The sequence below is a fragment of the Streptomyces sp. NBC_00984 genome (genome assembly GCF_045162475.1).
Classification (GTDB): Bacteria; Actinomycetota; Actinomycetes; order Streptomycetales; family Streptomycetaceae; genus Streptomyces.
Map to the genome: position 1 here is coordinate 413,517 of NZ_CP108735.1, position 25,382 is coordinate 438,898.

At 70.3% G+C, this 25,382-nt stretch carries 29 protein-coding genes and 2 pseudogenes; 16 read left to right on the forward strand and 15 right to left on the reverse strand.

Annotated features, from left to right (window positions below):
* Window positions 1–52: 52 nt before the first annotated feature.
* On the reverse strand, window positions 53–403 hold the full coding sequence (locus tag OG520_RS41785) for a DoxX family protein (RefSeq protein ID WP_331748467.1): 351 nt from the start codon (window positions 401–403) through the stop codon (window positions 53–55).
* Window positions 404–533: 130 nt separating this feature from the next.
* On the opposite strand from OG520_RS41785, the gene OG520_RS41790 reads away from it, so the two are divergent.
* Window positions 534–1,445: a LysR family transcriptional regulator gene (locus OG520_RS41790; protein ID WP_331748470.1), complete on the forward strand. Its 912-nt coding sequence runs from the start codon at window positions 534–536 to the stop codon at window positions 1,443–1,445.
* 47 nt (window positions 1,446–1,492) lie between these two features.
* Here the strand turns inward: OG520_RS41790 and OG520_RS41795 are convergent, their stop codons facing one another.
* The 4 genes from OG520_RS41795 to OG520_RS41810 all read right to left on the reverse strand — a co-directional run bounded on the left by OG520_RS41795 (window position 1,493) and on the right by OG520_RS41810 (window position 3,625).
* Window positions 1,493–2,224, reverse strand: a complete 732-nt coding sequence (locus OG520_RS41795) for a GNAT family N-acetyltransferase (protein WP_331748473.1) — start codon at window positions 2,222–2,224, stop codon at window positions 1,493–1,495.
* A 96-nt stretch (window positions 2,225–2,320) separates the two neighbouring features.
* The gene (locus OG520_RS41800; protein WP_331748476.1) at window positions 2,321–2,476 is read right to left on the reverse strand and encodes a hypothetical protein; all 156 of its coding nucleotides are present in this window, start codon (window positions 2,474–2,476) and stop codon (window positions 2,321–2,323) included.
* Window positions 2,473–3,099, reverse strand: coding sequence for a glyoxalase (locus tag OG520_RS41805; RefSeq protein ID WP_331748479.1), 627 nt, complete (start codon window positions 3,097–3,099; stop codon window positions 2,473–2,475). Before OG520_RS41805 ends, OG520_RS41800 begins: the two co-directional genes overlap by 4 nt.
* 115 nt (window positions 3,100–3,214) lie before the next feature.
* Window positions 3,215–3,625, reverse strand: a complete 411-nt coding sequence (locus tag OG520_RS41810; RefSeq protein WP_331749550.1) for a VOC family protein — start codon at window positions 3,623–3,625, stop codon at window positions 3,215–3,217.
* A 19-nt stretch (window positions 3,626–3,644) separates the two neighbouring features.
* Between OG520_RS41810 and OG520_RS41815 the strand changes: the two are divergent.
* Window positions 3,645–3,915 (forward strand): annotated as a pseudogene (locus OG520_RS41815) (SgcJ/EcaC family oxidoreductase); the annotation flags it as partial.
* Window positions 3,916–4,074: 159 nt separating this feature from the next.
* Here OG520_RS41815 and OG520_RS41820 read toward each other — a convergent pair.
* Both OG520_RS41820 and OG520_RS41825 read right to left on the reverse strand, forming a co-directional pair.
* Window positions 4,075–4,404, reverse strand: a pseudogene (locus OG520_RS41820) (NUDIX domain-containing protein); the annotation flags it as partial.
* On the reverse strand, window positions 4,382–5,002 hold the full coding sequence (locus tag OG520_RS41825) for a winged helix-turn-helix domain-containing protein (protein WP_331748485.1): 621 nt from the start codon (window positions 5,000–5,002) through the stop codon (window positions 4,382–4,384). The pseudogene OG520_RS41820 and the gene OG520_RS41825, both read right to left, overlap by 23 nt.
* 104 nt (window positions 5,003–5,106) lie before the next feature.
* On the opposite strand from OG520_RS41825, the gene def reads away from it, so the two are divergent.
* The 8 genes from def (at window position 5,107) to OG520_RS41865 (ending at window position 11,657) form a co-directional block, all read left to right on the forward strand.
* The gene (gene def / locus OG520_RS41830; RefSeq protein WP_331748488.1) at window positions 5,107–5,766 is read left to right on the forward strand and encodes a peptide deformylase; all 660 of its coding nucleotides are present in this window, start codon (window positions 5,107–5,109) and stop codon (window positions 5,764–5,766) included.
* A 293-nt stretch (window positions 5,767–6,059) separates the two neighbouring features.
* Window positions 6,060–6,662: a L,D-transpeptidase gene (locus tag OG520_RS41835; RefSeq protein ID WP_331748491.1), complete on the forward strand. Its 603-nt coding sequence runs from the start codon at window positions 6,060–6,062 to the stop codon at window positions 6,660–6,662.
* A 243-nt stretch (window positions 6,663–6,905) separates the two neighbouring features.
* Entirely contained in the window at window positions 6,906–7,379 is a 474-nt protein-coding gene (locus tag OG520_RS41840; protein ID WP_331748494.1) for a carboxymuconolactone decarboxylase family protein, read from the forward strand.
* Between the two features lie 170 nt (window positions 7,380–7,549).
* The gene (locus OG520_RS41845) at window positions 7,550–8,473 is read left to right on the forward strand and encodes an RNA polymerase sigma-70 factor (protein ID WP_331748497.1); all 924 of its coding nucleotides are present in this window, start codon (window positions 7,550–7,552) and stop codon (window positions 8,471–8,473) included.
* Window positions 8,474–8,646: 173 nt separating this feature from the next.
* Window positions 8,647–9,432 carry a DeoR/GlpR family DNA-binding transcription regulator gene (locus OG520_RS41850; protein ID WP_331748500.1) on the forward strand — a complete coding sequence of 262 codons (786 nt, stop codon included), beginning with the start codon at window positions 8,647–8,649 and terminating at the stop codon, window positions 9,430–9,432.
* 53 nt (window positions 9,433–9,485) lie between these two features.
* Window positions 9,486–9,863, forward strand: a complete 378-nt coding sequence (locus OG520_RS41855; protein WP_331748503.1) for a DUF4406 domain-containing protein — start codon at window positions 9,486–9,488, stop codon at window positions 9,861–9,863.
* On the forward strand, window positions 9,860–10,516 hold the full coding sequence (locus tag OG520_RS41860) for an NUDIX domain-containing protein (RefSeq protein WP_331748505.1): 657 nt from the start codon (window positions 9,860–9,862) through the stop codon (window positions 10,514–10,516). The genes OG520_RS41855 and OG520_RS41860 overlap by 4 nt, the downstream gene beginning before the upstream one ends.
* A 166-nt stretch (window positions 10,517–10,682) precedes the next feature.
* Complete coding sequence (locus OG520_RS41865) at window positions 10,683–11,657, forward strand: GNAT family N-acetyltransferase (RefSeq protein WP_331748508.1); 975 nt, start codon at window positions 10,683–10,685, stop codon at window positions 11,655–11,657.
* A 96-nt stretch (window positions 11,658–11,753) separates the two neighbouring features.
* On the opposite strand, the gene OG520_RS41870 is transcribed toward OG520_RS41865, so the two are convergent.
* Together OG520_RS41870 and OG520_RS41875 are read right to left on the reverse strand one after the other, a co-directional pair.
* The gene (locus OG520_RS41870; RefSeq protein ID WP_331748511.1) at window positions 11,754–12,983 is read right to left on the reverse strand and encodes a PQQ-binding-like beta-propeller repeat protein; all 1,230 of its coding nucleotides are present in this window, start codon (window positions 12,981–12,983) and stop codon (window positions 11,754–11,756) included.
* Between the two features lie 310 nt (window positions 12,984–13,293).
* Window positions 13,294–14,349, reverse strand: coding sequence for an alpha/beta hydrolase (locus OG520_RS41875; RefSeq protein WP_331748514.1), 1,056 nt, complete (start codon window positions 14,347–14,349; stop codon window positions 13,294–13,296).
* Between the two features lie 127 nt (window positions 14,350–14,476).
* Here OG520_RS41875 and OG520_RS41880 point away from each other — a divergent pair, with 127 nt between their 5' ends.
* Window positions 14,477–15,091, forward strand: coding sequence for a TetR/AcrR family transcriptional regulator (locus OG520_RS41880; protein ID WP_331748517.1), 615 nt, complete (start codon window positions 14,477–14,479; stop codon window positions 15,089–15,091).
* A gap of 79 nt (window positions 15,092–15,170) precedes the next feature.
* On the opposite strand, the gene OG520_RS41885 is transcribed toward OG520_RS41880, so the two are convergent.
* Window positions 15,171–15,845 carry a LysR family transcriptional regulator gene (locus tag OG520_RS41885; RefSeq protein ID WP_331748520.1) on the reverse strand — a complete coding sequence of 225 codons (675 nt, stop codon included), beginning with the start codon at window positions 15,843–15,845 and terminating at the stop codon, window positions 15,171–15,173.
* A gap of 318 nt (window positions 15,846–16,163) precedes the next feature.
* On the opposite strand from OG520_RS41885, the gene OG520_RS41890 reads away from it, so the two are divergent.
* Entirely contained in the window at window positions 16,164–16,847 is a 684-nt protein-coding gene (locus OG520_RS41890) for a hypothetical protein (RefSeq protein WP_331748523.1), read from the forward strand.
* Between the two features lie 123 nt (window positions 16,848–16,970).
* Here the strand turns inward: OG520_RS41890 and OG520_RS41895 are convergent, their stop codons facing one another.
* Both OG520_RS41895 and OG520_RS41900 read right to left on the reverse strand, forming a co-directional pair.
* On the reverse strand, window positions 16,971–17,777 hold the full coding sequence (locus OG520_RS41895; protein WP_331748525.1) for an alpha/beta hydrolase: 807 nt from the start codon (window positions 17,775–17,777) through the stop codon (window positions 16,971–16,973).
* A 160-nt stretch (window positions 17,778–17,937) separates the two neighbouring features.
* Window positions 17,938–18,444 (reverse strand): cupin domain-containing protein, encoded by a 507-nt coding sequence (locus OG520_RS41900; RefSeq protein ID WP_331748528.1) that lies wholly within the window; start codon window positions 18,442–18,444, stop codon window positions 17,938–17,940.
* Window positions 18,445–18,524: 80 nt separating this feature from the next.
* On the opposite strand from OG520_RS41900, the gene OG520_RS41905 reads away from it, so the two are divergent.
* The gene (locus OG520_RS41905; protein WP_331748531.1) at window positions 18,525–19,376 is read left to right on the forward strand and encodes a LysR family transcriptional regulator; all 852 of its coding nucleotides are present in this window, start codon (window positions 18,525–18,527) and stop codon (window positions 19,374–19,376) included.
* 449 nt (window positions 19,377–19,825) lie between these two features.
* Here OG520_RS41905 and OG520_RS41910 read toward each other — a convergent pair whose 3' ends face one another.
* Complete coding sequence (locus OG520_RS41910) at window positions 19,826–19,951, reverse strand: hypothetical protein (RefSeq protein WP_331748534.1); 126 nt, start codon at window positions 19,949–19,951, stop codon at window positions 19,826–19,828.
* A gap of 195 nt (window positions 19,952–20,146) precedes the next feature.
* Window positions 20,147–21,256, reverse strand: coding sequence for an FAD-dependent monooxygenase (locus OG520_RS41915; RefSeq protein ID WP_331748536.1), 1,110 nt, complete (start codon window positions 21,254–21,256; stop codon window positions 20,147–20,149).
* Between the two features lie 159 nt (window positions 21,257–21,415).
* On the opposite strand from OG520_RS41915, the gene OG520_RS41920 reads away from it, so the two are divergent.
* The 3 genes from OG520_RS41920 (at window position 21,416) to OG520_RS41930 (ending at window position 24,815) form a co-directional block, all read left to right on the forward strand.
* Complete coding sequence (locus OG520_RS41920; RefSeq protein WP_331748539.1) at window positions 21,416–22,420, forward strand: TetR/AcrR family transcriptional regulator C-terminal domain-containing protein; 1,005 nt, start codon at window positions 21,416–21,418, stop codon at window positions 22,418–22,420.
* Between the two features lie 27 nt (window positions 22,421–22,447).
* The gene (locus tag OG520_RS41925; protein ID WP_331748542.1) at window positions 22,448–23,047 is read left to right on the forward strand and encodes a phosphotransferase-like protein; all 600 of its coding nucleotides are present in this window, start codon (window positions 22,448–22,450) and stop codon (window positions 23,045–23,047) included.
* Window positions 23,048–23,270: 223 nt separating this feature from the next.
* Window positions 23,271–24,815, forward strand: coding sequence for a PH domain-containing protein (locus OG520_RS41930; RefSeq protein ID WP_331748545.1), 1,545 nt, complete (start codon window positions 23,271–23,273; stop codon window positions 24,813–24,815).
* Here OG520_RS41930 and OG520_RS41935 read toward each other — a convergent pair.
* Window positions 24,784–25,368: a helix-turn-helix domain-containing protein gene (locus OG520_RS41935; RefSeq protein ID WP_331748548.1), complete on the reverse strand. Its 585-nt coding sequence runs from the start codon at window positions 25,366–25,368 to the stop codon at window positions 24,784–24,786. The genes OG520_RS41930 and OG520_RS41935 overlap by 32 nt on opposite strands.
* Between the last annotated feature and the right edge of the window lie 14 nt (window positions 25,369–25,382).

Here is a 25,382-nt window from a genome sequence, read left to right on the forward strand (position 1 = left end):
CGGCAACGAAGCGCTCTGCATCACAGCCTCCCTGAGGTCCGATCGCGGTCGTCTATGGCACGACGGCAAGGGCGAGGGACGCAACAGCCAGACCCAGATAGCCGCCAGGAAACACGATGTTGTGGTAGACGCGAATACGGATATGTGCGGCGACCGCACCGATGAAGAACAGCACGAGTCCCGCCGCGGCGGCAACGCCGATGGCCGTGACACCCAGGAGCCCGAGCAGGAGTCCGGCGGCTCCTGCGGCCTTGAGCGCGGCGAGCCACGGGAGCCAGTTCTGTGGGAGACCCACTTCGGTCGAGTTGGCGACGACGAACTCGGCCCGCAGGAAGTCCGCCACGGCGATCCCGGCGTTGGCCAGGATCGTGATGACGGTGATGATCAGGTAGGCGGTGAACATGTGCCGCTCCTTCCGTTCTTCCAGCCGAGCGCGTCGTGAGGTCGGCGATCCCGCGCGCTCGCTGCGGTATGCCTTGAGCCTTCCTCAGCCGCGGAGTGACTTCCAATACCTGCGTCTATAACCTGGCGGCATGGATGTGGACACTCGGCTGCTGCGCTATTTCGTCGCCGTCGCGGAGGAGGGGTCCCTCACCCGCGCCGCGGAGCGACTCTTCGTGTCCCAGCCGGCGCTCACCAAACAGATCAAACAGCTGGAGGCCCAGCTGGGAGTGCGGCTGTTCACGCGGTCCCGCACCGGCATGGCTCTCACCGAACCGGGCCGGGCCCTGGGAGAGCGGGTGCCCGCCCTGCTGGCCGGGTGGGACCGGGTGCTGCGGGAGACCAGGAGCGCCGCCGACCGCGCGGCCCGCGTGCTGCGGGTCGGCTTCATGGCCAGTGCCGCCAACGAGGCGACTCCGCGCATCATCGCGGAATTCGCCCGCCGCCGACCGGGCTGGCGGGTGGACATGCGGCAGGCCGCCTGGTCACGTCCGAGCGCCGGGCTGGCCGACGGGGACGTCGATGTCGCCCTGCTGCGCCTGCCCTTCCCCGGCCAGGATGCCCTGCGGACGAAAGTGCTGTTCACCGAGCCACGCTGGGTCGCCCTCCCCGCCGGACACCCTTTCGCCGCACGTGAGGTGATCCCCTTCCGGGATCTGTGGGACGAGCCGTTCGTGGCCGCCCCGCCCGAATCGGGCCCGTGGCGCGAGTACTGGCTGGCCACTGACGAACGCGACGGCCGGCCGGTCCGCATCGGCGCTGTCACCGACCGGCCGGACGACTGGCTCAGCGCAATCGCCAATGGCTACGGCATGGCCCTGGCCCCCGCATCCGCCGCCCGTTTCTACGCCCGCCCGGGGATCGTCTACCGCCCCGTCAGCGGCGTCAGCCCCAGCCAGGTCGGCGTCGTCTGGGCCTGCGCCGACGACACCGATCCCGTCGTCCAGGACTTCGTCCGCTGCTGCGTCGACAACGTCCCGCGGCCGGAGGAAACCGCCACTTGATCCCCCGCAACGCGTGATCGCGGCAGACGGCAGGTCGACGACAGGACCTAGAAGTCGATCCGCATCACCGTGCGCCGGACAGTGGGGCGGGCGACCTCCGTCAGTCCGGCCTCCTCGAAGACCTGCTGGGCGCCCACATGGAGTTCGCCCCAGGTGATCTGCTTGCCGGGGTGGGTGATCATCGGGTAGGCCTCAAGAGCCCGAGCGCCGCGGTCGCGGGCGTGGGCGACGGCGGCCTGGACGAGGGGATAGGTCAGACCTCTGCCCCGGTAGCCCTTGCGGACCACGAGACAGGTCACCGCCCAGACCCCGTCGTCGTCCTTGTCCTCGTCCCGGCCGGCCCATACCACGCGCGAGGTGCGCAGTTTGGGGTAGGCGGTACGGGGCTGGACCGCGGCCCAGCCTGCGGGGTCGTCGTCGACGTACGCCACCAGGCCCGAGGTGTCAGCGGCGTCCGGGATGCCGCAGGCCGTCTGGGCCCCGAGCATCTCGGTTCGCTCCTGCTGGGTGGTGTCACGCCAGATCCAGCCGACGACTTTGAACCGCTGACACTGGCAGCGGCCCGCGTCGGTGGTGCCGAATACGGCGGCGATGTCGTCCCAGGAGGCCTCGTTGGCCGGGACGATGGTCAACTGCTCGGGCGATACGGGCACTTGGGACGTCACCGTGAACTCCTCGGGTCCTGCGGCGGGTCCCGTGGCGAGCAGATCGGGATGGTTGTTCTGGCCCGCTTCGTGCCCGGCGGACCAGGTGCCGCAACAATCTGCCGGGGCGATCATGCCTGGCTCCGGCGCCGCCGCACAATCCGGTTCGGCTCAGGGCCCCGCACCGGTTCCCACCGTGGGGTGTTGCCGTGGGGTGTTGCCGTGCGGCGGTCAACCGAGCCGGTGGCCGTCGCGCATGAGGGCGCGTCCCGGCAACTCGTTCGCCTCCCGCCAGGCGTGGATGCGCCGCGGCCGGATCAGGAAGTACTGGTGGGGCTCGTCGAACTCGCGCGGGTCGAAACCGGTCCTGGCCGGCGCACCCGTCATTGCGTGGGCACCGGCGATGCGGCCTCCCACGCAAACCCGTCCGGGTCGGTGAGGGGACCGGCGTCGCCGCCGATCACGAGCCCGTGCGATCCGGTGCCGTCGGGGGAGACGCCGACGTCCTTGGCAAGGGCACGGCGCCTGTACAGCGCCAGCTTGACGGGGCTCGCCCCGGCGGCGAACTCGACGTACACGCGGCTGAAGCTCTTCGCCACGGCAAGACCCTGGCCGACGTAGAACCGCTTGCTCGCGACCACGTCCTCGACTCCCAGCAGGAGCACGATCTCGTCGATCTGCCGGGTGGCGGGGCCGGTGTCCTTCTTCGCCGAGGTCGCGACCTTCCAGATCGTCCCGTCCGGGGCTTGCACGACGCCGCCGTAGCCCCAGAAAGACTTCGCGGCGGGCTTCAGCGACGTGGCGCCTGCGTCGAGGGCGGCGCCGATGAGGCTGTCGACGGTGCCCGGCTGGGACACCGTGAGCGCGAGCGTGAACCCACGGAAGCCGGTTGTGGCCGCCTCCGAGGCCCGCAGGCGTACCTGGGTGTCCAGGCCGAAGGCGGTGGTGCAGAAGTGGTGGGCGGCCGTGGGGTCGGCCACCTCAAGGGTGACGGTTTCGATGGATGCCATGTCCGTCACGCTAGTTGCGGCCCGGCGACCGGTGCTTCTCGATTCCTGATCGGTCCTGCCACCTGTTCCGCCGCACCGACGGCGTGCCGATCACGCCGAGCCGCTGCCGAACGGCTCAGCGAAGTTCCTGGATGCGGACCAGGTTGCCCGCGGGGTCGCGGAAGGCGCAGTCGCGGATGCCGTACGGCTGCTCGGTCGGCTCCTGGACGACCTCGGCGCCGCCGGCCCGCACCTGGCCGAAGGTGCCGTCGAGGTCCCGGGTGGCCAGCAGGATCCAGCCGTAGGTGCCCTTGGCCATCATCTCGGCGATGGTGCGGCGCTCGTCCTCGGTGACCCCGGGGTCGGCGACCGGCGGTGCCAGGAGGATGGACGTGCTGGGCTGGTCGACCGGGCCGACCGTGATCCAGCGCATCTTGCCCTGCCCGACGTCGCTGCGGACCTCGAAGCCGAGGACGTCGCGGTAGAAGACCAGGGACGCGTCCGGGTCGTCGTGCGGGAGGAAACTCGTGTGAATGGTGATGTCCATAACGATCATGCTAGGCGCGAAGGTCCTCATCGGCTTCGACGCAATCGCCGAATTCACCCGTGCCGTCCTTCCCGCCGCGAGCTGGGCCGGCGAGGTGACGTACGAGGCAGTGCACACGCATGTTCCTGCGGCCCGATGTGGCGGCCGTCAAGATCCGGCAGGTCTACCACTCGGCGGAAAACGACACGGAGAGCGACGCGGAGGGCTCCCCGCTGTACGTCATGACCAAGCAGGGGGACGGGACCTGGCTGCTGCACGCCGGCCAGAACACCGAAGTGCGGGCCGCCTGAGGTTCCGTCCGAGTGATCGTGTGCGGGGCTGGACGTACCCGAACGCGCTCCGGACCACCGGTCCGGAGCGCGCGGCCGGTGGGGTCGTGCCCGGCCGGCCTCGATGGTGGTGCCCAGGGCGTACACGTTCCTGTCGTTGCTGCCGACGTACACGACTCCGCCGACCACCGCCGGGGACGACGTGACCGCGTCGCCGGTGGCGTACCGCCACCGGAGCGGGGAGTCGGGCACCCGGGCCACGTAGTAGCGCTGCCTGACTTCGTACGCCACACCACCGCGGACCACTGTCCACGGACACCCTCGCCATCCCCCCGGGCCCAGCGGGACGTTCGTCAGTCCGGTCTCCTCCTGCAACTCCCGCAGCGCCGCCTGCTCGCGACTCCCGCCCGGCTTGAGGCCGCCGCCGGCAGTGAACCAGCGGATGGAGCCGGCCGCCTCGTTCCGGGCGGAGGACAGCAGCAGACGATCAGCCCTGTCCAGCACCACCACGCGGGCCCTCGGGCGCGGGCGGCGACTGCGCAGGGTTCTCGGTCAGCAGGGGGAACAGCCTGGTGACCGCGGCCACGGCCACGGTGCCTGCCGGGCGCACGGCGGGGCGCTGGTCCCGTTCGCGGTAGTCGGCCAGCAGGAGGCGGACGGAGGCGGCGAGTTCGGTCATTTCCGCCGGCGTGAGGTGGACGACGGCGCTGAAGGATTCGTCGTGCTGCCACTCGGCCGGCGCCTGGTCCCGGTGGGCCAGCCAGTGCTGGTAGCTCTCGTCCTCCAGCCCGCGTGCGAGCGCGTCGAACTGTTCCGGTGCTTCCTGATCGGACGGGTGGGGGGACTCCCAACGGAGCCGCCATGGTCGTGCCCGCCCGCCTTTGTGCGGTGCCTCTTCGATGAGACCGTGCCGGGCGAGCTGGCGCAGGTGAAATGAGCAGAGGCCGGAGCTGTGGCCGAGACGGGCGGCGGCCTGCGTGGACGTGACGGTGCCGACCTCGGCGAGGAGGTCCAGCAGGGCGACGCGTACGGGATGGTCCGGGAGTGACTGCCGGGCACGTTGCGACGGCGGTCCCGCAGATGCTGTTTGACGGTTTTCATCGCTCACTTTGCAAAGGGTGCTACTTTGCAAAGCGTTCGGTCAAGCCGGGCTGCCGCCGGCCGGGGTCGGCCCCGGTCGGCTCAGGCATGTGCGGAAGGCGTTGATAATCCATGGCTGCTCGGTTCGGTGACACCTCGCACGACCGCCGGGTACGTGTGCAGGGCGAACCCGTCGAGTCCTATCCGCGGCTCGCGCCGGAGGTGGAACGGGGTGCGGTGCGCCGTATCACCGTCGTCGGGGAGGAGATTCTGCGCCGCCGGTGCCGGGAGGTCACCCGGTTCGGTACGCCGGAGCTCTCGCGGCTGATCGACGACATGTTCGCCACGAACCAGGTGGCGGAGGGCGCGGGTCTGGCCGCCAACCAGGTCGACGTGGATCTGCGGTTGTTCGTGTGGGACATCACGGACGATTGGGGGGTGCGTCATGTCGGGCACATCGCCAATCCCGTCCTGGACGAGGTGCCGGCCGAGCATCGCAGGCTGGTCGAAGAATCCGAAGGGTGTCTGTCCGTTCCCGGGCCGTACCGTGTGGTGCCCCGCCTCGACCGTGCCGTCGTACGGGGCCGCGACAAGGACGGCGCGCCACTGGTGATCGAGGGCAGGGGCTACTTCGCCCGGTGCCTCCAGCACGAGACGGACCACCTGCGCGGTCACCTCTATCTGGACCGGCTTGCCCAGCGGGAACGGAAAGCGGCCCTGCGCGAGATGGCCGAGTCCAAGGACGAGACGTTCGCCCGGCGTGCCGCCCTGGCCACGAAGTTGGGCAAGTGACTCCCCCGCCGGCCACCTCCGTACGGTCCGATCGCGACTCGACGACGCGGTCCCCCATGCGCACCTGGCGTACATAAGCGCAGGTCGGAGCGGCGCACTTGTGCATGCATGATCGGCCATCAGCGCATGACGGCCAGTCGTCCCGTACGGCCTCCCCGAGGGCCCATGGTGGTTCGACGGCGCCCCGCACTGCACGGTCCCCGCAGCTCGTCCCGGGACCGCAGGAGTTCGGGAAGACGCTCCGGGCTCCCGGGGCATGCCGGCTTCACCGACCCTCGAAGGAGTGACCACCCATGTCTGCGACCTCTCCCCTGCGTGCTCGTGCCGCCGTCATCGGCCTGAGTGCCATGGCCCTGGTGACCATTGCCGCCGCCACCGCCCCGAGCGGTCAGGCGGCTCCCGCGGCCGGCAGCCGGACGGCTGCCGGCGCCGCCGTCACCACCCTGAAGTTCGTGCGGAACGCCGGTGACCCTCAGAACTCGCGTCTGATGGTGGTACGCAACAACAAGACGCAGGCCGTCTTCCGCGCCGGCTCCGGGCTCGGCCGCAATCATGCCAAGGGACGCGACGAGTGCGCCTCGGGCAAGGGATGGCTGCCCGCCGGCACGTACACCGTCGGCGCCCGCCAGACCCGCTACAACGGCAACTTCATCAAGGGCTACGCCATCCCCCTGAGCAACAAGACGTGCAAGAACGGCCGGACCACGCGTACGGAACTCTTCATCCACAGCGAGATGACCCGCACCGGAGAGCAGGGCAGCACCGAGAGCCGGCGCTGGGACGGCGTGGGCGACTACAAGTCCGCGGGCTGCATCAAGCTCGCCCCGCAGGACATCAAGAAGCTGTTCCGCAACCTCAGCCGGGGCTCCGCCCCCAGCCGTCTCGTCGTCGTCTGACACCGGAGCGGTTGTGCCCCGGGCCACGGCCCGGGGCACAACCCGGGGCACGGCCGCCACACCGGTCCTCCCTGCCGGGGCGGGCGTTCACTCGTCGGCTGTCAGCACCCTGGCCGTGCTGACCGTCGCGTACTGGAAGCGGCGCCGCACCGGGGAGACCCGGGTCACTTCCGCCCGTGTCACAGAGGGCCGGGCTGCCTCGTCATAAGGGTGTAGCCACTGACGACCACGGAGGAGCACACCATGGACGCGCGACTGAACTACTTCGCCAGCCCGACCGCCGGCAAGGCCTTCAAGCACCTCATGTCGGCGGGCAAGGCGATCAAGGACTCGCCGCTGCCGGCCGCGACGCAGGAGCTGGTGGCGTTGCGCGTGAGCCAGATCAACGGCTGCGCCTTCTGCATCGACATGCACACCAAGGATGCCGCCGCGGCCGGCGAGACCTCGGTGCGGCTGCACCTGGTGGCGGCGTGGCGGGAGGCCACGGTCTTCACCGAGGCCGAGCGTGCCGCGCTGGAGCTCGCGGAGCAGGGGACCCGGATCGCGGACGGGGCCGGCGGGGTCAGCGACGAGGTGTGGGCCGCTGCCGCCAAGCACTACGACGAGGAACAGCTCACCGCCCTGGTGGTCCTGGTCTCCTTCATGAACACGGCGAACCGGCTGAACGTCATCGCCCAGCAGCCGGCCGGCGCCTACGAACCCGGGCAGCTCCACTGAGCGGCGTCAGCCACCGGCCCGGGGCCCGGCTGCGGGCCACCGGGCCCTGGGTTCGCGGGCATTACTCTGACCTGCCGGTGGTCCGGCCGGTTACCGTAACCGGTCGCGGAAAGCTGCCTGCGCCGACGAGTACGGCCAGGTGGGCGAGCATCAGGGGGAGCTGAGTCGGTGTGAGCAAGGTCGAGGACTTCGAGGAGTTGCGGCCGCTGCTGTTTTCGATCGCCTACCGGATTCTGGGCAGCGTGAGCGAGGCCGAGGACGCGGTGCAGGAGACATGGCTGCGCTTCGACGGTTCGACGACCCGGCCCACGTCGACCAAGGCCTTTCTGTCGGCCGCGGTGACCCGGATCTCGATCGATGTGCTGCGCTCCGCGCGGGTGCGGCGGGAGGAATACGTCGGGCCGTGGTTCCCCGAGCCGTTGCTGAGCGATCCGTATCAGGATCCGGCGCGGTCGGTGGAGCTGGCCGACTCCGTGTCGATGGCGGCGCTGTTGCTGCTGGAGCGGCTCAGTCCGTTGGAGCGGGCGGTTTTCCTGCTGCGGGAGGTGTTCGCCTTCGGGTTCGACGAGGTCGCCGCGGCGGTGGGGCGTTCCGAGGCGGCGTGCCGGCAGCTGCTGGTGCGGGCACGGCGGCATATGGAGGCCGGGCGACCGCGGTTCGCGGCGGACTCCCAGGAGCGGCAGGAGCTGGCGACGCGGTTCTTCGACGCGCTGAAGAACGGCGACGTGGGCGGGCTGCAGAATCTGCTGGCCGCCGACGTACAGCTGGTCGGGGACGGCGGCGGCAAGGCCCCGCAGCTGGCCAAGGCCGTCATGGGCGCGGAGAACGTGGCCCGGGTGCTGGGCACGGCCTTCCCCTGGCTGCTCCGGATCGACGTGACGTTCGAGCCGCACGAGGTCAACGGCCAGCCCGGTGCGCTCTTCCGCGACCGGGACGGCAAGATCCTGCACGCCATGGTCCTCGAAGTGCTCGACGGGAGGATTCAGACCGTCCGCGGGGTGATCAACCCCGACAAGCTCGGCCACCTCGGGCCGGTCGCCGACGCCTGGGCCGTCGACCGCGAGGTGAAGCGGGCCCGTCGGCAGATGAACTGACCTCGGCTGCGGCAGCGACAGCGACAGCGACAGCGACAGCGACAGCGGACGAAGCCGTCCGGTGTTCGGCGTCCGGCGTCCGGCGTCCGCGGCCCGGCGTCCGGCATCCCCGCGCAATCAGCATTCGCACACAAGAATGTTCATTCGAACTCAAGCATGGTAGAAATTGAGGCATGGGTGTCGCCAATCGTTTGGACCTGACCCTGCGATTGGTGCAGGGCTCCGACCGGGTCTCCGTGTCGGAGCTCTCCCATCGCCTGGGCGTCTCGGAGATGACCGTGCGCAGGGACCTCGACGCGCTGGAGCAACAGGGCCTGGTGCGCAGGGTGCACGGTGGCGCCGTCGCCACCCGCCCGCGCGACGAGGACACCGGGTTCGCCGCGCGGGAGCCGTGGCAGGCAGCCACCAAGGACCGCCTGGGTGCGGCCGTGGCCGCGCTGGTGGAGCCGGGATCGCGTGTGCTGCTCGACGCCGGGACCACGACCGTGCACGTCGCCGAGCACCTCGCCGCCCGAGCTCCGTTGACGGTCGCCGTGCTCAGCCTGCAGGCAGCGCTGAGCCTGGCCGACCGGCCCGGGATCGACCTGCTGGTCGTGGGCGGCCGCTCCCGTCCCGCCGAGCGCTCCCTCGTCGGCCCGCTGGCGCTGCGCACCCTGGAGTCCCTGGCCTTCGACTGCTTCGTGATGTCCATCGGCGGTGTGCACGCCGAGCACGGCTGGTCGGAGTTCTCGCTGGACGACGCGGCCGTCAAGCAGGTCGGACTCACCCGGGCCACCCGCACCATCGCGGTGGCGGACGCGACCAAGCTGGGAGTCCGCGCGTTCAGCCGGGTCGCCCCGCTCGGCGCGGTACACCGCTTCGTCACCGACAAGGCAGCCGAGGACGCCGCCACACACCCCAGCGGCCCGGAGACCCTGGACGCCCTGCGGGACGCGGGCGTCGACAGCCTCCTGGTCTGAATCCGCCCATGCCCATGCCCATGCCCATGCCCATGCCCAAGGAGTCAACGGTCATGACCAGCGTTCCACGCCCACAGATGATTCTCGTCGCGGGCCCCTACCGGTCGGGCACCGGCGACGACCCCCGCGAACTCGAAGCCAACGTACGGGCGATGAACGAAGCCGCCCTCGTCCTGTTCCGCGCCGGGCACCTGCCCGTCACCGGCGAGGCGCTCGCCCTGCCGCTCCTGGAGACGGCCGGCAGCACGGATCCTGGCGACACTCTCTTCCAGGAGATCTTCCACCCCGTCGCCGAACGGCTGCTCTCCCGCTGCGACGCGGTCCTGCGGATCGGCGGCCCCTCCGAGTGGGCGGACCGGATGGTCGACCGGGCCCGTGCGCAGGGCAAGGACGTCTACGCCGGCCTCGCCGCCGTGCCGGCCGCCCGATGACCGCCGGTCTCGACACCCCCGACCGGCGCGGCCGCACCGGCCTGGACCAGCACGGCCTCGACCTCACCGGCAACCCGCGCGTGCGGATCCGCGAGGTGGAGCTGCTCTCCAGCGACTGGTACGTCCTGCGGAAGACCACCTTCGACTACCGGCACAGTGACGGACACTGGAGCCGCGAGCAGCGCGAGACCTACGACCGCGGTGACGGGGCGACCATCCTGCTCCACAACACCGACCGGCGCACCGTGCTGCTGACCCGTCAGTTCCGCCTCCCCGCCTATGTCAACGAGCATCCCGACGGCATGCTGCTCGAAACCGCTGCCGGGCTCCTGGACGGCGACAGCCCGGAGGAAGCGATCCGCCGGGAGGCCGCCGAGGAGACCGGACACACCGTCGGCACCGTCGAGCACGTCTTCGACGTCTATATGAGCCCCGGCTCGGTCACCGAGCGCCTGCATTTCTTCGCCGCCCCCTACGACACGGCCGACACATCCGCCTCCGCCGGCGGAATCGCCGCCGAGGGCGAAGACATCACCACCGTGGAACTGCCGTTCACCGAGGCGCTCGACCGGATCCGCAACGGCACGATCGCCGACGCCAAGACCATCATGCTGCTCCAATGGGCCGCCCTCGACGGGCCGTTCGCACGATGAGGGCGAGGGTACGGTCGCGCCGCCGTCGGAGTATCGTCCGGACAGCGGGCCGACCTGGTCGTGCGCGGCTTCGAAGCGGAGTCGGGCTTCACGGTCCCCGGGTGCGGGCGGCATGCTGCTGGCCTACGTACCGAACGCTTCTCACGTACCCAGGGATGAGGTATCCGTGTTCACTCTGCCGCTCGGCGACACTGCTCAGCTCCGCCCCCTGGAGCCTTGGCACGCTCAGGAGTTCCTCGCCCATATCGACCGCGCACGGCCCTATGTGGACCCTTGGATACCCTGGGCGACGTTCAGCACCGACCTCGCCTCCGCCACGGCCGTCCTCCGGCGCTACGCCGACAAACAGGCCGAGGACACCGCCCGGATCTACGGGATCTGGCTGGACGGCACACTGGTCGGCGGCGTCATGTTCACGCGCTTCGACAGCGCCTCCGGAGTGTGCGAGATCGGCTGCTGGCTGGAGGCCGCCGGGGAAGGCCGGGGGCTGGTGACCCGAGCCTGCCGGGCGTTGATCGACTGGGCTTTCGCGGAGCGCGGGATGCACCGGGTCGAGTGGTGGGTCGCGGCGGGCAACACCCGCAGCATCGAGATCGCCCGCCGGCTCGGGATGACCCATGACGGTGTGCTGCGGCAGCGCTCCGCGTACCGGGGCGTGCGGCGCGACAGCGAGGTCTGGTCGGTCCTCTCCGGGGAGTGGCCACCCGTGAGCGAAGTGCCTGCGGAAGAAGCGTCGGTGTCCGACGTCGAGGCCGAGCTCGGCCGGCTGATGCGCGCCTTCCTGGGCGCGTTCGCCAACACCGGCGGCAGCGGGCCGAACCTCGATGTCGTCCGTGAGGTGTTCATTCCGCAAGGGGTGATCATCTCGAACGTCGGGGACGAGCCCGTGATCTACGACCTCGACTCATTCATCGAGCCCCGGGAGAAAGTGCTCACCGACGGGACGCTGACAGAGTTCTCCGAATGGGAAGTCGCCGCGCGGACCGAGGTGTTCGGGTCCATCGCGCACCGGTTCAGCGAGTACCGAAAGTCCGGTGTCCTCGACGGCGAGTGGTTCGAGGGCGCGGGCCGCAAGACCACCCAGTTCGTACGGACGCCCGGCGGCTGGCGGATGAGCTCGATGGCCTGGGACGACGAGTAGGAGCGCCCGGCCCCGCCGGCCGCCCCGACGCTGCGGGCGGCCGGTGGGCGGAGCGACGGGCGAGCGAGGTCCCGCCGCGCAGCCAGGGCGTTCTGATCACACGGCGGGGAGCGCGTAGAGCCGCTTCCCGTGCATCACGGCCAGCCGGTCGCCCGCCGCCACCACGTACCACTGCTGGATGTCGCCGGTTCTGTCGTTGTAGGTCCAGCGCAGCTTTCCGGTCGCCGCGTCGAAGGCGTGCACGCCGCCGTCCTCGTCGAACTCGGTCGCGCCGTACAGGGTGCCGTTCACCTTGGCGAACTGCCACGCCTGCGTGGCCGAGTCCCGCAGGTCTTCGTTGCGCCAGATCTGCTTGCCCGTACCGGGGTCCACCGCCCACATGCCGCGCGCGCTGTCGGCCGCGTAGAGCACCCCGCCCAGGACATGCGGGTCGTTGAACGAGCTGAACTCCTCCGTCCGGAGCGACCAGCGTTCCTTGCCGTCGGCCAGGTCGAACGCGCGCAGCCACCGGCCGTCCGCCACGATCACCAGGCCCTCGTGCACGGCGAAGCGTCGGTTGTTGGACCGGCTGATCTTCTTCGTCCACAGCTGCCGGCCGGTCGCCGTGTCCCGGACCGTCACGTTCTCCCGGTAGTCCGTGTAGACCAGGCGTTCGCCGACGGCCGCGGCGGTGATGCCGTACTCCTCGGTCCCCGCATCGCGCTGTTCACGCCAGGCGATCTTGCCCGAGGTGGTGTCGATCGCGGCGATCACGTTGTTCGGCGTCGTGTAGTCCTTCTCCAGGATGCCGGCGAGGACGTACACATGGCGGTCGTCGGCCGCGATCGGGCGCGGCTGCTCGTACTTCTTGCCCAGGCGGCTGCGCCAGGTCTCCTTGCCCGTGGCCGGATCCAGACCCACCACGTCACCGTCGTACTCGGCGCTGGCGAGGTAGAGCGTGCCGCCGCCGACGATGAGTTTGGCGCCGGGCGTGGTGACGCCCTTGCGCGACCACGTCTCCTTACCGCTGACCATGTCCCGCCCCACCAGCGGATCGCCCGACACCAGGACCACGTCCCCGATCACCGCGAGCGCGTCGAGGCCGGCCAGGCTGGTGTTCGCGGCAGCCGCCTTCCACAGCGGCTCGGGCGCGGTGCCCGGCGGCGGGGTGGTGAAAGTGTCACCGTTCTTCTCCCCGCCCGGCTTCGCGCTGCCGCCCGGTGCGACCGCCTCCTCCTCGGGGCCGCACCCCACGACCCCGGCGCCGAATACGGTCAGCCCCAGTCCCGTCCCGGCCAGCCTGAATATTTGCCTGCGCGACACCACGTGCCCGTCACGACCGCCCATGCCTGTTTCCCTCTTCCGTCCGACTGTTCCGACGTCCCCCAGGGACACCTTGAGCGCCGCCAGGCTAACCAGCGATTTTCGGCCGACCGCCGGATGGCACACAGTCGGGACATGGCCGTGAAGATCCCGTCACAGGGCAACCGTCGCAATCACCCGTTCGGGCCGGGGGCACTCCGAGGTCTGTGCGGATGCGAATTCCATGCCGCACACCGCCTTGAGGATGCGGCATGAGGTGAGCGATCCGGCTGGTCGGGTGCCCGGCGTGTGAGCGCGCCGGGCACCCGACCAGCCCGTCGGTGCTGAGGACGTGTCAGATGCCGAGCGTCCGCTTGAGCCAGTCGTTGATGATCGGCATGACCTCGGGCAGCTTGGTGATGGCGCAGTGGCCGGTGCCGGGGATGAGGTCGACGCGGGTGTCGCGGCGGCCCTGGAAGACCAGGGTGTCGTGCTGGGGCACGTGGACGTCGTCGGCTCCGTTGATCACGAGCATCGGGGCGTTGGTGTCCTGGTCGAGCAGGTGACGCAGGTTGAACTTCGCGAATTCCGCGGACTGCTCCTCGGGGCTGGGGGATTCGTTGAAGCCGAGGGCGTTGCCGACGATGCCCTCCATGCCGAAGGCGAAGGTGCGTCCGGGGGCGAAGGCGGCTTCGACGGGGCCGCCGACGTTGATGGCGGCGTCCACAGCGCCGGTGAGGCCGGTGCGGGCGGAGTAGTAGCCGCCCATGGACAGGCCGAAGTGCACGACCTGTCCGTTGCCCGTCCTGCGGGCCTCGGTGATGAGGCCCTCGATGATTTCGGTGCCGCCGTCGTGGGTCATGGGGATGTGGCTGGTCTCTCCGGTACCGGCCAGGTCGAAGGCGATGATGCGGGTGCGGGTCTGCAGGGCGAGGCCGACGAGCAGGGAGTGCAGGTCCATCTTCCAGCTGTCGACGCCGCCGCTGGCGAGGGTGACGGGAGCGTCGGCGGGCAGGTCCGGCGCGGCCAGGATGTGCACCGGGACCTGGGTCGAGCCGCCCTGGTGCGGGAGCGTCAGGATGCGGCGTGAGAAGTCGACGGGGAAGCCGGCTGCGGCGAGCTGGTACTCCTCGGCCTGGCGGGCCAGGGCCAGGCGCTTGGGCTCGTTGGCCAGGGTGGGGAACTTGGCGTAGCCGTAGGCGAGCACCGCCAGGTCGTGCCGGCCGTCGGCGGCGTACCGGCCGGCGAGCTGCGACCACTCGTGAACCCAGCCGCCCGGGGCATCGGGCCACATCTCGGTGATGGCGGCGCGGACGGCGTCGACATCGGGGGCGGGCAGTCCGAAGGCGACCATCTGCGGGTAGCGCTCGACGAACAGGTCACGCGGGTCCTGGGGCCATACGAAGGACATGTCGGTCTCCTTTCACGTCACCACCGGGTGACGCTAAAAGCCGGAAAACTTGCTTCTAGCACCGTGGCGCATGCTCGCCAAAAAAGCAAGAAATCTTGCGTTAGGGTGGGTGCGAGAGGTGATGCATGTGAGTGACGACGAGATCCAGCGCAGGCCCGGCGGACGGGCCGCCCGCGTACGCAAGGCGGTGCTCGACGCCGCCCTCGATGCGCTGGCCGAGGGCGGAACGACCCGGTTCAGCTTCGCCGACGTCGCCAAGCGGGCCGGAGTGAACGAGACCTCCCTCTACCGCCGCTGGCGCACCCGCGAGAACCTCCTCATCGACGCCCTGCTCGCCGCGAGCGACCGCCGTATTCCGGTACCGGACACCGGCTCCGTACGAGAGGACCTGCTGGCCTTCGCCACCCTGGTGACGGACTACCTCAACAGCCCCCTCGGCGCCGTCCTCGCCCACGTCGCGGTGATCCCCGTGGAGGACGCTGAGATGGCCAAGGCGCGCGAGACGTTCTGGCGATCAAGGATCGAGCTGGCCGCCGTAATGATCGAACGCGGCATCGCCCGAGGTGAGCTGCGCGCCGGGACCGACCCGCGCGTGGCGCTCGAAGCACTGATCGCTCCCCTGCACAGCAGAGTGCTGCTCTCGCGGGAGCCCCTGGCCGAGGACCTCCCCCGTGTCCTGGTCGACCTGGTCCTGGACGGCCTGGGAACACGCACCGACGACACCCCGCCGGACTGCCGCTGACCGTCGCCCGGGACGCGGGCTGCCCGGTCGCCCGCCTGCCGGGCCTCGCGATGCGGCAGATCGCAGACGTCCACCCCGGCTAGTACTCCAGCCGGACTTCTTCATGAGCGCTGGTCAACGGCTTGGGCGCGGCGCCGGTCAGGACGGCCTCGTCGGCGAGGTCTTCGTAGGAGACGGAGCGACGCGTGGCCAGTCGGTGGGTGGAGGACACGCACAGCACGACGGGCTCGGTACAGACCACCGGGCCCACGGTGAGGTCTGGTTCCCGGACGGGGAGCCAGACGAGCAGGACGTCGATCGTGCCGCGGCGCAGGGCGGAGAAGGGATCGTTGTAGCCCACGGCGCGGATCTGCACGGTGCAGCCGGCATGACGGGATGCGAACGAGGTGAGGAGGGGCCGCAGATCCTCGCTGTTGCTGGACATCATGCCCAGGCGCAGCACCTCGGTCTTCTCCTTCGCAGACAGCACGGCCCGCTCCAGGCTCTGCTGCAGGCCGTGGTGCACGGGGAGCAGGTCGTCGTAGAGCTGCTGGCCGAGCGGGGTGAGGTGGACGTGGCGGCTGGTGCGGTCGAAGAGTACTCCGCCTATGCGGCGTTCCTGCTTCTTGATCGCCTGGCTGACTCGGGCCGGGGACACGTGCAGTCGTTCGGCGGTCCGGCCGAAGTGCAGCTCCTGAGCGAGCGTCAGGAAGATCTCGATGTCCCTGATCTCCGTATTCCCCCCGGTCTCGTCGCCGCTCCTCGTTCGCGTCAACCGCCAGATTATCGGGCACTGCGGAAAGTGCCGTTGCCGGTGACTCCCTAGCGAGCGATGGTTGAGCCGGGACGACGTCGCCGTAGGTGCGTCGTCGATGAGGTGCCGCCTTCGTCATCAACGGATCCGCTCCGCGCGCCGTGTTCCCCAAGTCGCGCTGAGCGGGCTGCCGCCCGTGCGACCGGAGGCTGACACCGGTAGGTCTCACGGTTGAGGTGAACGCGTCGGGAATTACGGATCGCGGCTGATGGGCCGGGAGGGGACGGCCGTGAAGGATGGACCACGTCACGACGAACCCCCAACTCCCAGGAGAACACGGTGATTTCACTGTCCCCCCGCAAGACGATGGCCGTACTCGTCGCGCTCGCCGCCTGCTTGCCCCTCAGCGGCGCCTCGGTCGCTTCGGCCTCGTCTGCCTCGCCTGCCTTGTCCGCCTTGTCCGCCTCGCCTGCGTCTTCTGCCGGGCAGCGTGCGGGGAAGCCGGCGTACGCGAGTGTCACCGGAAGCGCGGAGTTCGTCCTGCCCTACTACAAGGACGACGACATCCGCTCGTTCAGCTTCGACGCGCACGCTGCCCCGTACAGCCGACCGCTGCCCGGGATACCCACGGGTCTGCCGACCGATGCCCGGGGAACGATCAAGGTCTCCCACTACTCGGCCGAGCGGAACACCACCTACACGTCCGAAGGGCGGGTGGACTGCCTGGTCACGGGCCCCCGCACCGCGACGCTGACGGCGATCATCACCAAGGTCGGCCCCGGTGGGCCGCCCGACGTCGGGCGTCGGCTCGGATTCAGCGTCTACGACGGCGGCAGGGACAAGGGGCACTCCGACGACCGCGTGGGCTTCTCCTGGAACGGCGTGAACCTGATGCCGAACGACGATGCCGCTCCTGCGGATGCCCCGGTCGGCACCTGCATGGCGCCCGCGCCGTACGCCCCGGTGACCAAGGGCGGCTACACGGTCGAGCACGCCGAACTGCCGCCGGTACCGAAGTCCTGAGGTCCCGTGCGGGACGCGGTCCGTGCGGCCGAACCAGGGCCGGCGGGGCAACAGTTGGTGGTTGGCCCGCCGGTCGTTGCGTTGTTGAACGAGTGCTTCGGCCGACGGGGCATCCCGGATGCTTCATACGTGGAGAACCTGTTCCGCCATGTCCCGGATGGCGTTGGCCAGTGTGTCAGGAGCGGTGAGGTGGGCGATGTGTCCCTGGTCGGCGAGCGTGACGGTCCGCGCGTTCGGCAGGGTTGCCGCCAGATCAGCCAGGCGCTCGCGCAAGTGGGCGGGGCTGAGGTCTCCCTCGATCAGGCTCGTCGGCGTTGCGAGGTTCGCGAAGCGATCGATACCGACGCCGAGTGCGTCGATTGCCTCGTCGTCCGCGATCTGGGCCGGTGCGTAGGCGGCGAACGCCGCTTGCACTTGCTGGTCGGCGAACATCGCATCGACCGTGTTCGCAGGCATGCGGACGATGTCGCGCATATGGATACGCATCGCCTCGACCGGGTCGCCCGTGTCGAGCGCGGCACGCGCACGTGCTCCCGCCTCCCCGGCGAGCAACTCACGGGTGGGCATGGGAGGTTCATAGAGGAACAGTCCGGCGAACGCCGTCGGGGCGAGCAACGCTGCTTCCAGCGCGGCGACGGCGCCCGAGGAATGCCCCACGAGAAGCACCGGCGAGTCGAGGAGTTCCGCGACCGCGACGATGTCGGCTGCCTCGACGGCCATCGAGTGGGGTAGTGCGATGTCTGCTCCGGGAGCGTAGATCCGTCGGCGGATCCTGACGACGCGATAGTCGTCGGTCAGGTGGCGGGTGACACTGTTCCAGGTGGTCGCGTCCCCACCACCCGGGTGGACCACCAGCAGGTTGGGCCCGGATCCGTCGTCGAAAGCGGTGATGGGGCGGAGGTCGTCGGACGATGCGAGAAGCTCAGTCATGCGCACAAGCGTGCACCTGTCTGCCGACACAGCACCGACAGGCTGCCGACGCCCAGTGCTGTCGGCATCCCGTGCTGCCGACAGCGGTCGGCCGCCCCGGCGGCTGCCTTTCTCGCTGCGGCTCGGGGCGGATCCGGTGGCGGCCGGCCGGGCGGCGTTGTCAGTCCGTTTTCTGGGCGAAGTCGACGGCGGGCTCGGTGGCGTAACGGCTCATCACCTGGATGCTCGCCTGTGGGGTCGGCGCCCGGCCACCGGCGAACATCTCCTGCAGGTCCCGGAAGTACTGCACGTACAGGTCCGGCGTGAAGGTGCTCAGCATGACGGCCGGCTGGTCGGTCGTGTTGGCGAAGGTGTGCGGGGCTCCGGGCGGGACCATCACGAGCGTGCCCGCGGTCGCGTCGTAGTCCTTGTCGCCGACCGTGAAGCGCACCGTGCCGGAGATGATGTAGAAGCCCTCGTCGTGCTGGGCGTGGCGGTGCTGGGGTGGTCCGGGCGTGTGCGGCGCGAGGACGGACTCGGCGAGGCCGAGACGGTGCCCGGTGTTGCTGCCGTCTTCCAGGACACGCATGCGCGTGCTGCCCAGGAGGATCGTCTCGCCGTCGCCCGGACCGACCACCGATACGGAGGGGTCGGCCGTCGGCTCGCTGGTCTTCGGTTCGTCAGTCATGCCTCGATTCCACCGCCGGGGCAACCCGAAAGTCCAAGACCCATTCCGTGGAGTCGATACCGTACGGGTATCGTCGCACCATGGAGCTACGCACGCTGCGCTACTTCGTCACGGTCGCCGAGGAGCTCCACTTCGGCCGGGCCGCCGCCCGGTTGCACATGAGCCAGCCGCCACTGAGCCGGGCGATCAAGCAGCTGGAGGCCGAGGTCGGCGCCGTGCTGTTCGACCGATCGTCCGCCGGTGTCACGCCGACTCCGGTGGGGGCGGTGCTGCTCGATGAGGCGCGCTCCCTGCTCGACCAGGCCGACCGGGTACGCGTACGCGTGGCCGCGGCGGCCGGCGCCGCGACCATCACCGTCGGCTTCCTGGGCGACAGCACCGACCCGGGCGCATCCCGGCTGGCCCGCGCCTACCACCGGCTGCACCCGCGCGTTGAGGTCTGCATCCGCGAGACCGATCTGACCGATCCCACCTGTGGGCTGCACGCCGGACTGGTCGACGTCGCCCTGACCCGCGGCCCCTTCGACGAGACCGGCCTGACCGTGCACGCGCTGCGCGCCGACCCGGTGGGAGCACTGCTGCGCGCCGACGATCCGCTGGCCCGCCGCGGCAGCTTGAAGTCGGCCGACCTGGCCGATCGCCGCTGGTTCCTGTTTCCGGAGGGCACCGACCCCATCTGGCAGTCGTACTGGAACGGCGGGGAACCTCGCGAGGGCCCGGTGGTGCGTACCGTCCAGGAGTGTCGGCAAGCCGTTCTCTGGAACGGCACGGTCGGCATGACCCTCCTGAACCACGAGCCGGCAGCGGGGCTCACCGTGGTGCCACTGATCGACATGCCGCCGAGCCGCGTGGTTGCGGCATGGAACGAGGACGACAGGAATCCACTGATCCGCTCGTTCGTCCAGACCGCAATCGCCACCTACCACGGCTGAGATCCTCACCGCCGGCACCGAACACAACCTGTACGACAGGCCCCCGATCCCCCTGGCCCAGGACGCTGCGGGCTCATAGGAACTTCCGCTGCCGAGCAGTTCGAAGGACCGGACCGTGCCCCATTTTCGCTACGGTCTGCCGCACACCTTTACCGCCTCCGGCCTCGCGGGGCCGCCTGGGCATAGGAATCGTGATCAGGCGAATCCGTCTCCGAGATGGGGCCGGCTCCGGCCCGTCGCCCGGTGGGCATCGAGGGAAGAACCAGCCGGCCCTGCCGCGGACATGTTGACGTGCATGGTGCACAACGAGGAGGAGCCGGACGAGGTCGCCGCCGTGGTGGCGGCATGGGGCCCAATGGAGAAGTGCTGCGGTGGCTGTGGGACAAGCCACGGCGGAACGTCGCCGTCGTCGTTCCGCGACACGCGTGGCCCCGGCGTGCCTCGCCGGTTCAGGCGGTCACGGCGCGGAGGGCGAGTTCCCGGCTCTTGCGTACGTGGAGGAGGGTGATCTCCGCTGCGGCGTCGGCGTCTCCCGCGGCGATGCGTTCGTACATCTCGCCGTGCTGCGCGCGCATGGGGCGGGTTCCGTGTTCAGGCCGAAGAACAGCCGCAGCCGGCCGCTCAGCCGCTGCATGAGCTGGGCCGGCAGCGGGTTGTCGGCGAGGGCCACGATCCCGTCGTGGAAGGCGGGGCCGGCGCCGTTCTCCCGCGTCCGGTCCCCGGCGGCCGCCGCGGCCTGATGCCCCTCGACACATATGTTGGTATACGAATCAGCCGCCCAGCGAGAGTGCGTTCTTGGCGTGTGCGAGGGAGGCCTCGGAGGCGGGTCCACCGGGATTCTCGGTGGCCAGGGCCTGGTTGAGAGTGACGAAGGAGCGCATCCGCCGCTCGTAGCGGGAGAACGCGGCACGGTGGTCGCCGGGCGTCCGGGCGAGGCAGTCGGCCAGCTCGTGGGCGCCCACGAGGGCCAGGCCGGTGCCCTGCCCCGAGATCGGGGAGGGGCAGTAGCCCGCGTCCCCGAGCAGGGCCACCCTGCCGCGCGACCAGTGGTCCATCCGGATCTGGGCCATGGCGTCGCAGTAGAAGTCGGGCGCCTCCTCGGCAGCCTTGGCCAGACGGACCCCCTCCCAGCTCAGGGATGACAGCTTGTCGACGACGAGTCGCCGCAGGGCGCCGCTGTCGCGCTGGTCGAGGGCGAGGGGTCCGGACTCGAAACCGAAGGCGATCCTGAGCTCCGTGTTGTCGCGTACGGGCATGATGCCGAAGCCCGCGTCACCGTCCCGCAGCCACACCTGCCAGTCGTCGAGCCCGAGGAAGTTGTCCGCGCCGAACACCGAGAGGTAGCTGCCCAGGTGATGGATGAAACGCTCCTCGGGGCCGAACGCCAGGCGCCGTACGGTCGAGTGCAGGCCGTCGGCCCCGATCACCAGGTCGAAGGTGCGGGAGGCCCCGTGGACGAAGTCGACGCGCACGCCTGCACCGTCCTCCTGGAGCGCGGCGATGCTGTCGCCGAAGAGGTACTCCGCATCTGCGCGCGTGTGCTCCTGCACCATCCGCACCAGGTCCTCGCGGAGCAGTTCGATGTCGTCGCTGTCGAGCCGGCCACTGCTGAACGTCGACTCGGTGGAGCGGTCGACCTCGTGACCCTCGGGATCGAGGATCGACATGCCACGCATCCGGGTGCGTACGCCCCTCGCCTGCTCCAGCAGGCCCATCCGTTCGATGACGTCGAGGGCGACTCCGCGTATGTCCACGGCCTGGCCCCCGGGACGTGGGCCCGGGGCGCGCTCGACGACGGTGGGCCCGAAGCCGTGGCGGTGCAGCCAGTGGGCGAGCACGGGTCCGGCGATTCCGCCGCCGGAGATGAGAACGGTCTGCATGGGAAGCTCCTTCGGTACGCTGTACGCAAGCTGAACGTACGGCGTACGCGAACCTGTCTCAACTGGCCTAACATCCCTTCTGTACTAGGACAGTTGACATCCTCCCGACGTTCCCGCTGCTCCCCTCTGCACTAGTACAGAACAGGAAGGCCGCAGTACGTGACGAAGCCCACAGCCACACCCGCCGAGCCGCCCTATCTGCGCATCGTCGCCGGAATCCGCCGCCGCATCACCGATGGCGAACTCGCCGCCGGGGACCGGGTTCCCTCGACCCGTCAGATCGCCAAGGAGTGGGGTGTCGCGCTCGCGACCGCCACCAAGGCCCTGACCACTCTGCGTCTTGAGGGGCTCGTCGAGACCCGCCCCCGGACCGGCACCGTCGTCGCCGGAACCGCTCCCGTCACACCGCCCCGCAGAATCCCGTCGCCGACCTCGACCACGGCCCCGGCCTCCGCTCCTGCCTCAGCTCCCGCTCCCGCTCCCGAGCGGGAGCTGACCCTTGACCGGATCGTCCGCACGGGAATGGACATCGCCGATGCCGAAGGGCTGCCGGCGCTCTCCATGCGCGGCGTCGCGGCCCGCCTCGGCGTCGCCGCCATGTCGCCCTACCGGTACGTCACCGGCAAGGACGACCTCGTCCTGCTCATGGCCGATACCGCATTCGGCGAGGAGTCCTACCCCGCCGACGCCCCCGAGGGGTGGCGCTCCCGCGTCGAGCTGGGGGCCCGGACCCTCTGGACCCTGTACCGCAGGCACCCGTGGCTGGCCCAACTCGGGCCCATCACCCGACCGTTGCTCGCACCCAACCTCATGGTCCACGGCGAATGGGTACTGAGCGCCCTCGACGGCCACGGCCTCGCCCCCGCCACGCTGTTCGACATCCACGTACTGGTCTACAGCCACACCCACGGTCTGGCGGTGCACCTGGAGCGGAAGGCACAGGCCGAAGCCTCCACGGGCCAGTCGGACGACGAGTGGATGGACAGCCGTGCCCCCACCCTCCAGGGGCTGGCGGAATCCGGCCGCTTCCCCACCTTCACCAAGGTCGTCGGAGCCTTCGACGACGGCTACGACCTGCGTCTCGACGCCCTCTTCGAACTCGGCCTCAAGGCGCTCCTCGACGGCCTGACACCCATCGTCGAGGGCCGGAAGGCCGCCCCGTAGATCACCCCCGCGTCCTACTGTGCGGTCATGGACACATCCCCCTCGGGTCCGGCCTGCGATCAGAAGGCCGACGGTTTGATCATCTTTCTGAACGGCACGTCCAGTTCGGGCAAGTCGAGCATCGCCCGGGAGCTGGTCGCAGTCCTCGACGAGCCGTCCTTCCACATGCCCGTGGACGCGTTCCACGCCATGCGGTCAGGGCCCGAGCTGACACCGGATCAGCTGGATGTCGTACTCAAGCGCACCTGGAGGGGGTTCCACCGCGCGGTCGCGGGCATGGCCTCGGCAGGCAACATCGTCGTCGTGGACCACGTCCTGAGCGAGCCGTGGCGCCTCCAGGACTGCCTGGCCCTGTTTCCCCCTCGGGACGTCGTCCTCGTCGGTGTGCGTTGCCCCCTGCCGGAGCTGGAGCGCCGGGAGCGGGCGCGCGGTGATCGTCCGGCAGGGCTGGCTGCCCGCCAGTTCGACCGGGTCCATGCGCACGGCGTCTATGACATCGAGTGCGACACCGGCGAATCGAGCCCGGCCGAGTGTGCCCGGGACATCGAGGAGTTCCTTCGCCGGCGGACGACCCCCACCGCGTTCGAACGTATGAGACCGGAAGGCCCGGAAGCCGAAGGAGAGTGAAGCGGAAGGGCGTTGAGCAGAGGGACGTGGAGCGGAGGGACGTGGAGCGGAGGGACGTGGAGCGGAAGGGCGTAGGTGCGGTGCCTGAACTGCCCGCTCGGCCCAGGCCGCCGGTCCGGTTCGTACGCCCCCGCTCCGTACGCAAGTCGGCAGTGTGGCGGGCCGGAGAGTTGCCGGAGATCTCACAAGAAGGTGCGGCCCGGTCGGTGGCAGGATTCCGTGCATGAGCGATGTCCGGGAAGTGACCTGCCCCCCGTTCCGGAAACGCCCCTTGTGGTTCTTGGTCGGGCTCGGGGGTGCCGGGGCGTGCCTGGCCGCGGTGCGCCTGGCGTACCGCGGCGGGCTCCTGGACGTGTGGCTGGGCGTCGGTCTGCTGTTCGCGCTGTTGGGTGTCCCGGCGCTGAGCATGGTCACCACCCGGGTGAGCGCCGACGCGTACGGCGTGCACACCCGGACGCTGCTGCGCCGCCGGAGTGTGCCGTGGCGCGACATCGCCGGTCTGCGGATCCTCCTGAAGCACGAGAGCGACTCCCGGGTGCCGGAAGCCCGGCGCGTCGGCCTGGCGCTGCGCGACGGGCGCAGGCGGCTCCTGCCCCTGCCGCAGAGCTGGTCGCCCGACGACCGTGCGGAGTTCGACGCGGAGCTGGCGGCGCTCCGCGCGCTGCACGCTCGCCATGGCGCCCCGGAGTCGGACCACATCCCCGTCATCTCGCGCCGCACTGCCGGGCACTCTTCGGCCGGTTCGCTGAGCCTGTGCGTGCTGCTGCTCGCGGGCGCCGCCGCGACCGCGTGGTTCTTGCCGAACACCTCCTCGTACGCACGGGCGTGGCAGTCGGCCGTCCCGTGCGCGACCGCCGGAGCGACCGCGACGGAGCGCCGCGACTGTCTGACCACCGTGCCCGCCGTGATCGCGAGGACCGAGGTCCGCCGGCCCAAGAAGTCCAGCTGGCTGTACTTCGCCGACCGCCGCCCACGGGAGCGGCTCGCGGTCTCGCGAGAGGGCGCCCAGGGTTTCGGGCCGGGCTACAGCGTCGAGGTCACCCTCTGGCGCGGCGAGGTGATGAAGGTCGCCGGAAAGCATCACGAATGGCGCGAACACGTGGCCGCCGCCGGGGATGCAGCCGTCCTCGTGGCCGCGTTGGCCCTGGCCGCGGGGTACCCCGGGGCCAGGGTGCTGCTGCGGCTGCGCGGGCGCCGACTGCCCGACGACGAGGTGCTCCCCTCGGCGCTTCCGTTCGCGGGCGTGCTCGTCGGTACGGCCCTGTGGCTGCTGCCGCTCTGCTACCGGTACCCCACGACCCTGCTCACCTCCCCTGCGGCGGTCACCTGGGCGATCGCGGGCTCGGCGGGCACGCTGGGTCTGTTCGCCCTGGCCTGGCGGGCCACCCGGGTGCGTACGCCCCGAGCGGCGGCGGGGTCCGCCGGGACGGAGGGGAAGGAGAGGGCAGCGGGGGAGGTGTTCGTGGCCGCCCGTTTCCTGGAGCAGACCGACTACAACCCGCACCTCTTCGGCACCCACATCGTCCTCGGTGACGGCCCGCCCGCGGTGACGCCCCACCCCGGCCCCGGCCGCTTCGCGGCGAAACCGATCCCGGTGGACCGGCTCACCGTCAAGGGCGTCCGGCGGGTCCGGGGCGGCGACGGCGACACCGTCCCCGGCGGCTGGCACATCGCCGAACTCGACGACGGGGGCAGGCCGGTCCGCCTCGCGGCCGCCCCGGCCGACCTGACCCGCATCATCCGCGAGCTGCGCCCCGCGGCGGGGTGAGGTCCGGGGGCGGTGGCTCGGTGGACGGTGCCTCGGTGGGGAACAGGATCGGGCTGAGCAGGTGTCGGGTGCGTTCCGGTGACGGTGCATGGCTCATCCGGGCCACGATCACCTCGCGCAACTCGCCGATCATCTCGATGAGTTCGTCGCGGCTGAGCCAGAGCGCGTGCTGGCGGAAGCCCACCAGGTCGGCGGTCGGATCGGCGTCCTCGCGGTCGAGGTACGCGTTGAATTCGGCCAGCAGGGTGGCCATGGCCACGGCGAAGCCCCGGCGGTAGTCCTCCGGCGACATCGCCGCGATCGTGTCGGGGTCGATCACCGCCCGGGTGCGGTGCAGCCGGTACCGGCGCTCGACCGAGCCACGCACCCGCTGCTCACCCTCCACCGCGAGCAGCCCTCCGTCGGCCAGCAGGCCGACATGCCGGTAGACGGTGGCCTTCGAGACGTCGGGCAGCAGGGCGCAGAGTTCGGTGGTCGTACGCGTCCGCCCGTCGTGCATGGCGTGCACAAGGCGCATCCGCACCGGGTGCAGAAGCAGATCAACCGTATCCATGGACGAATGTTCTC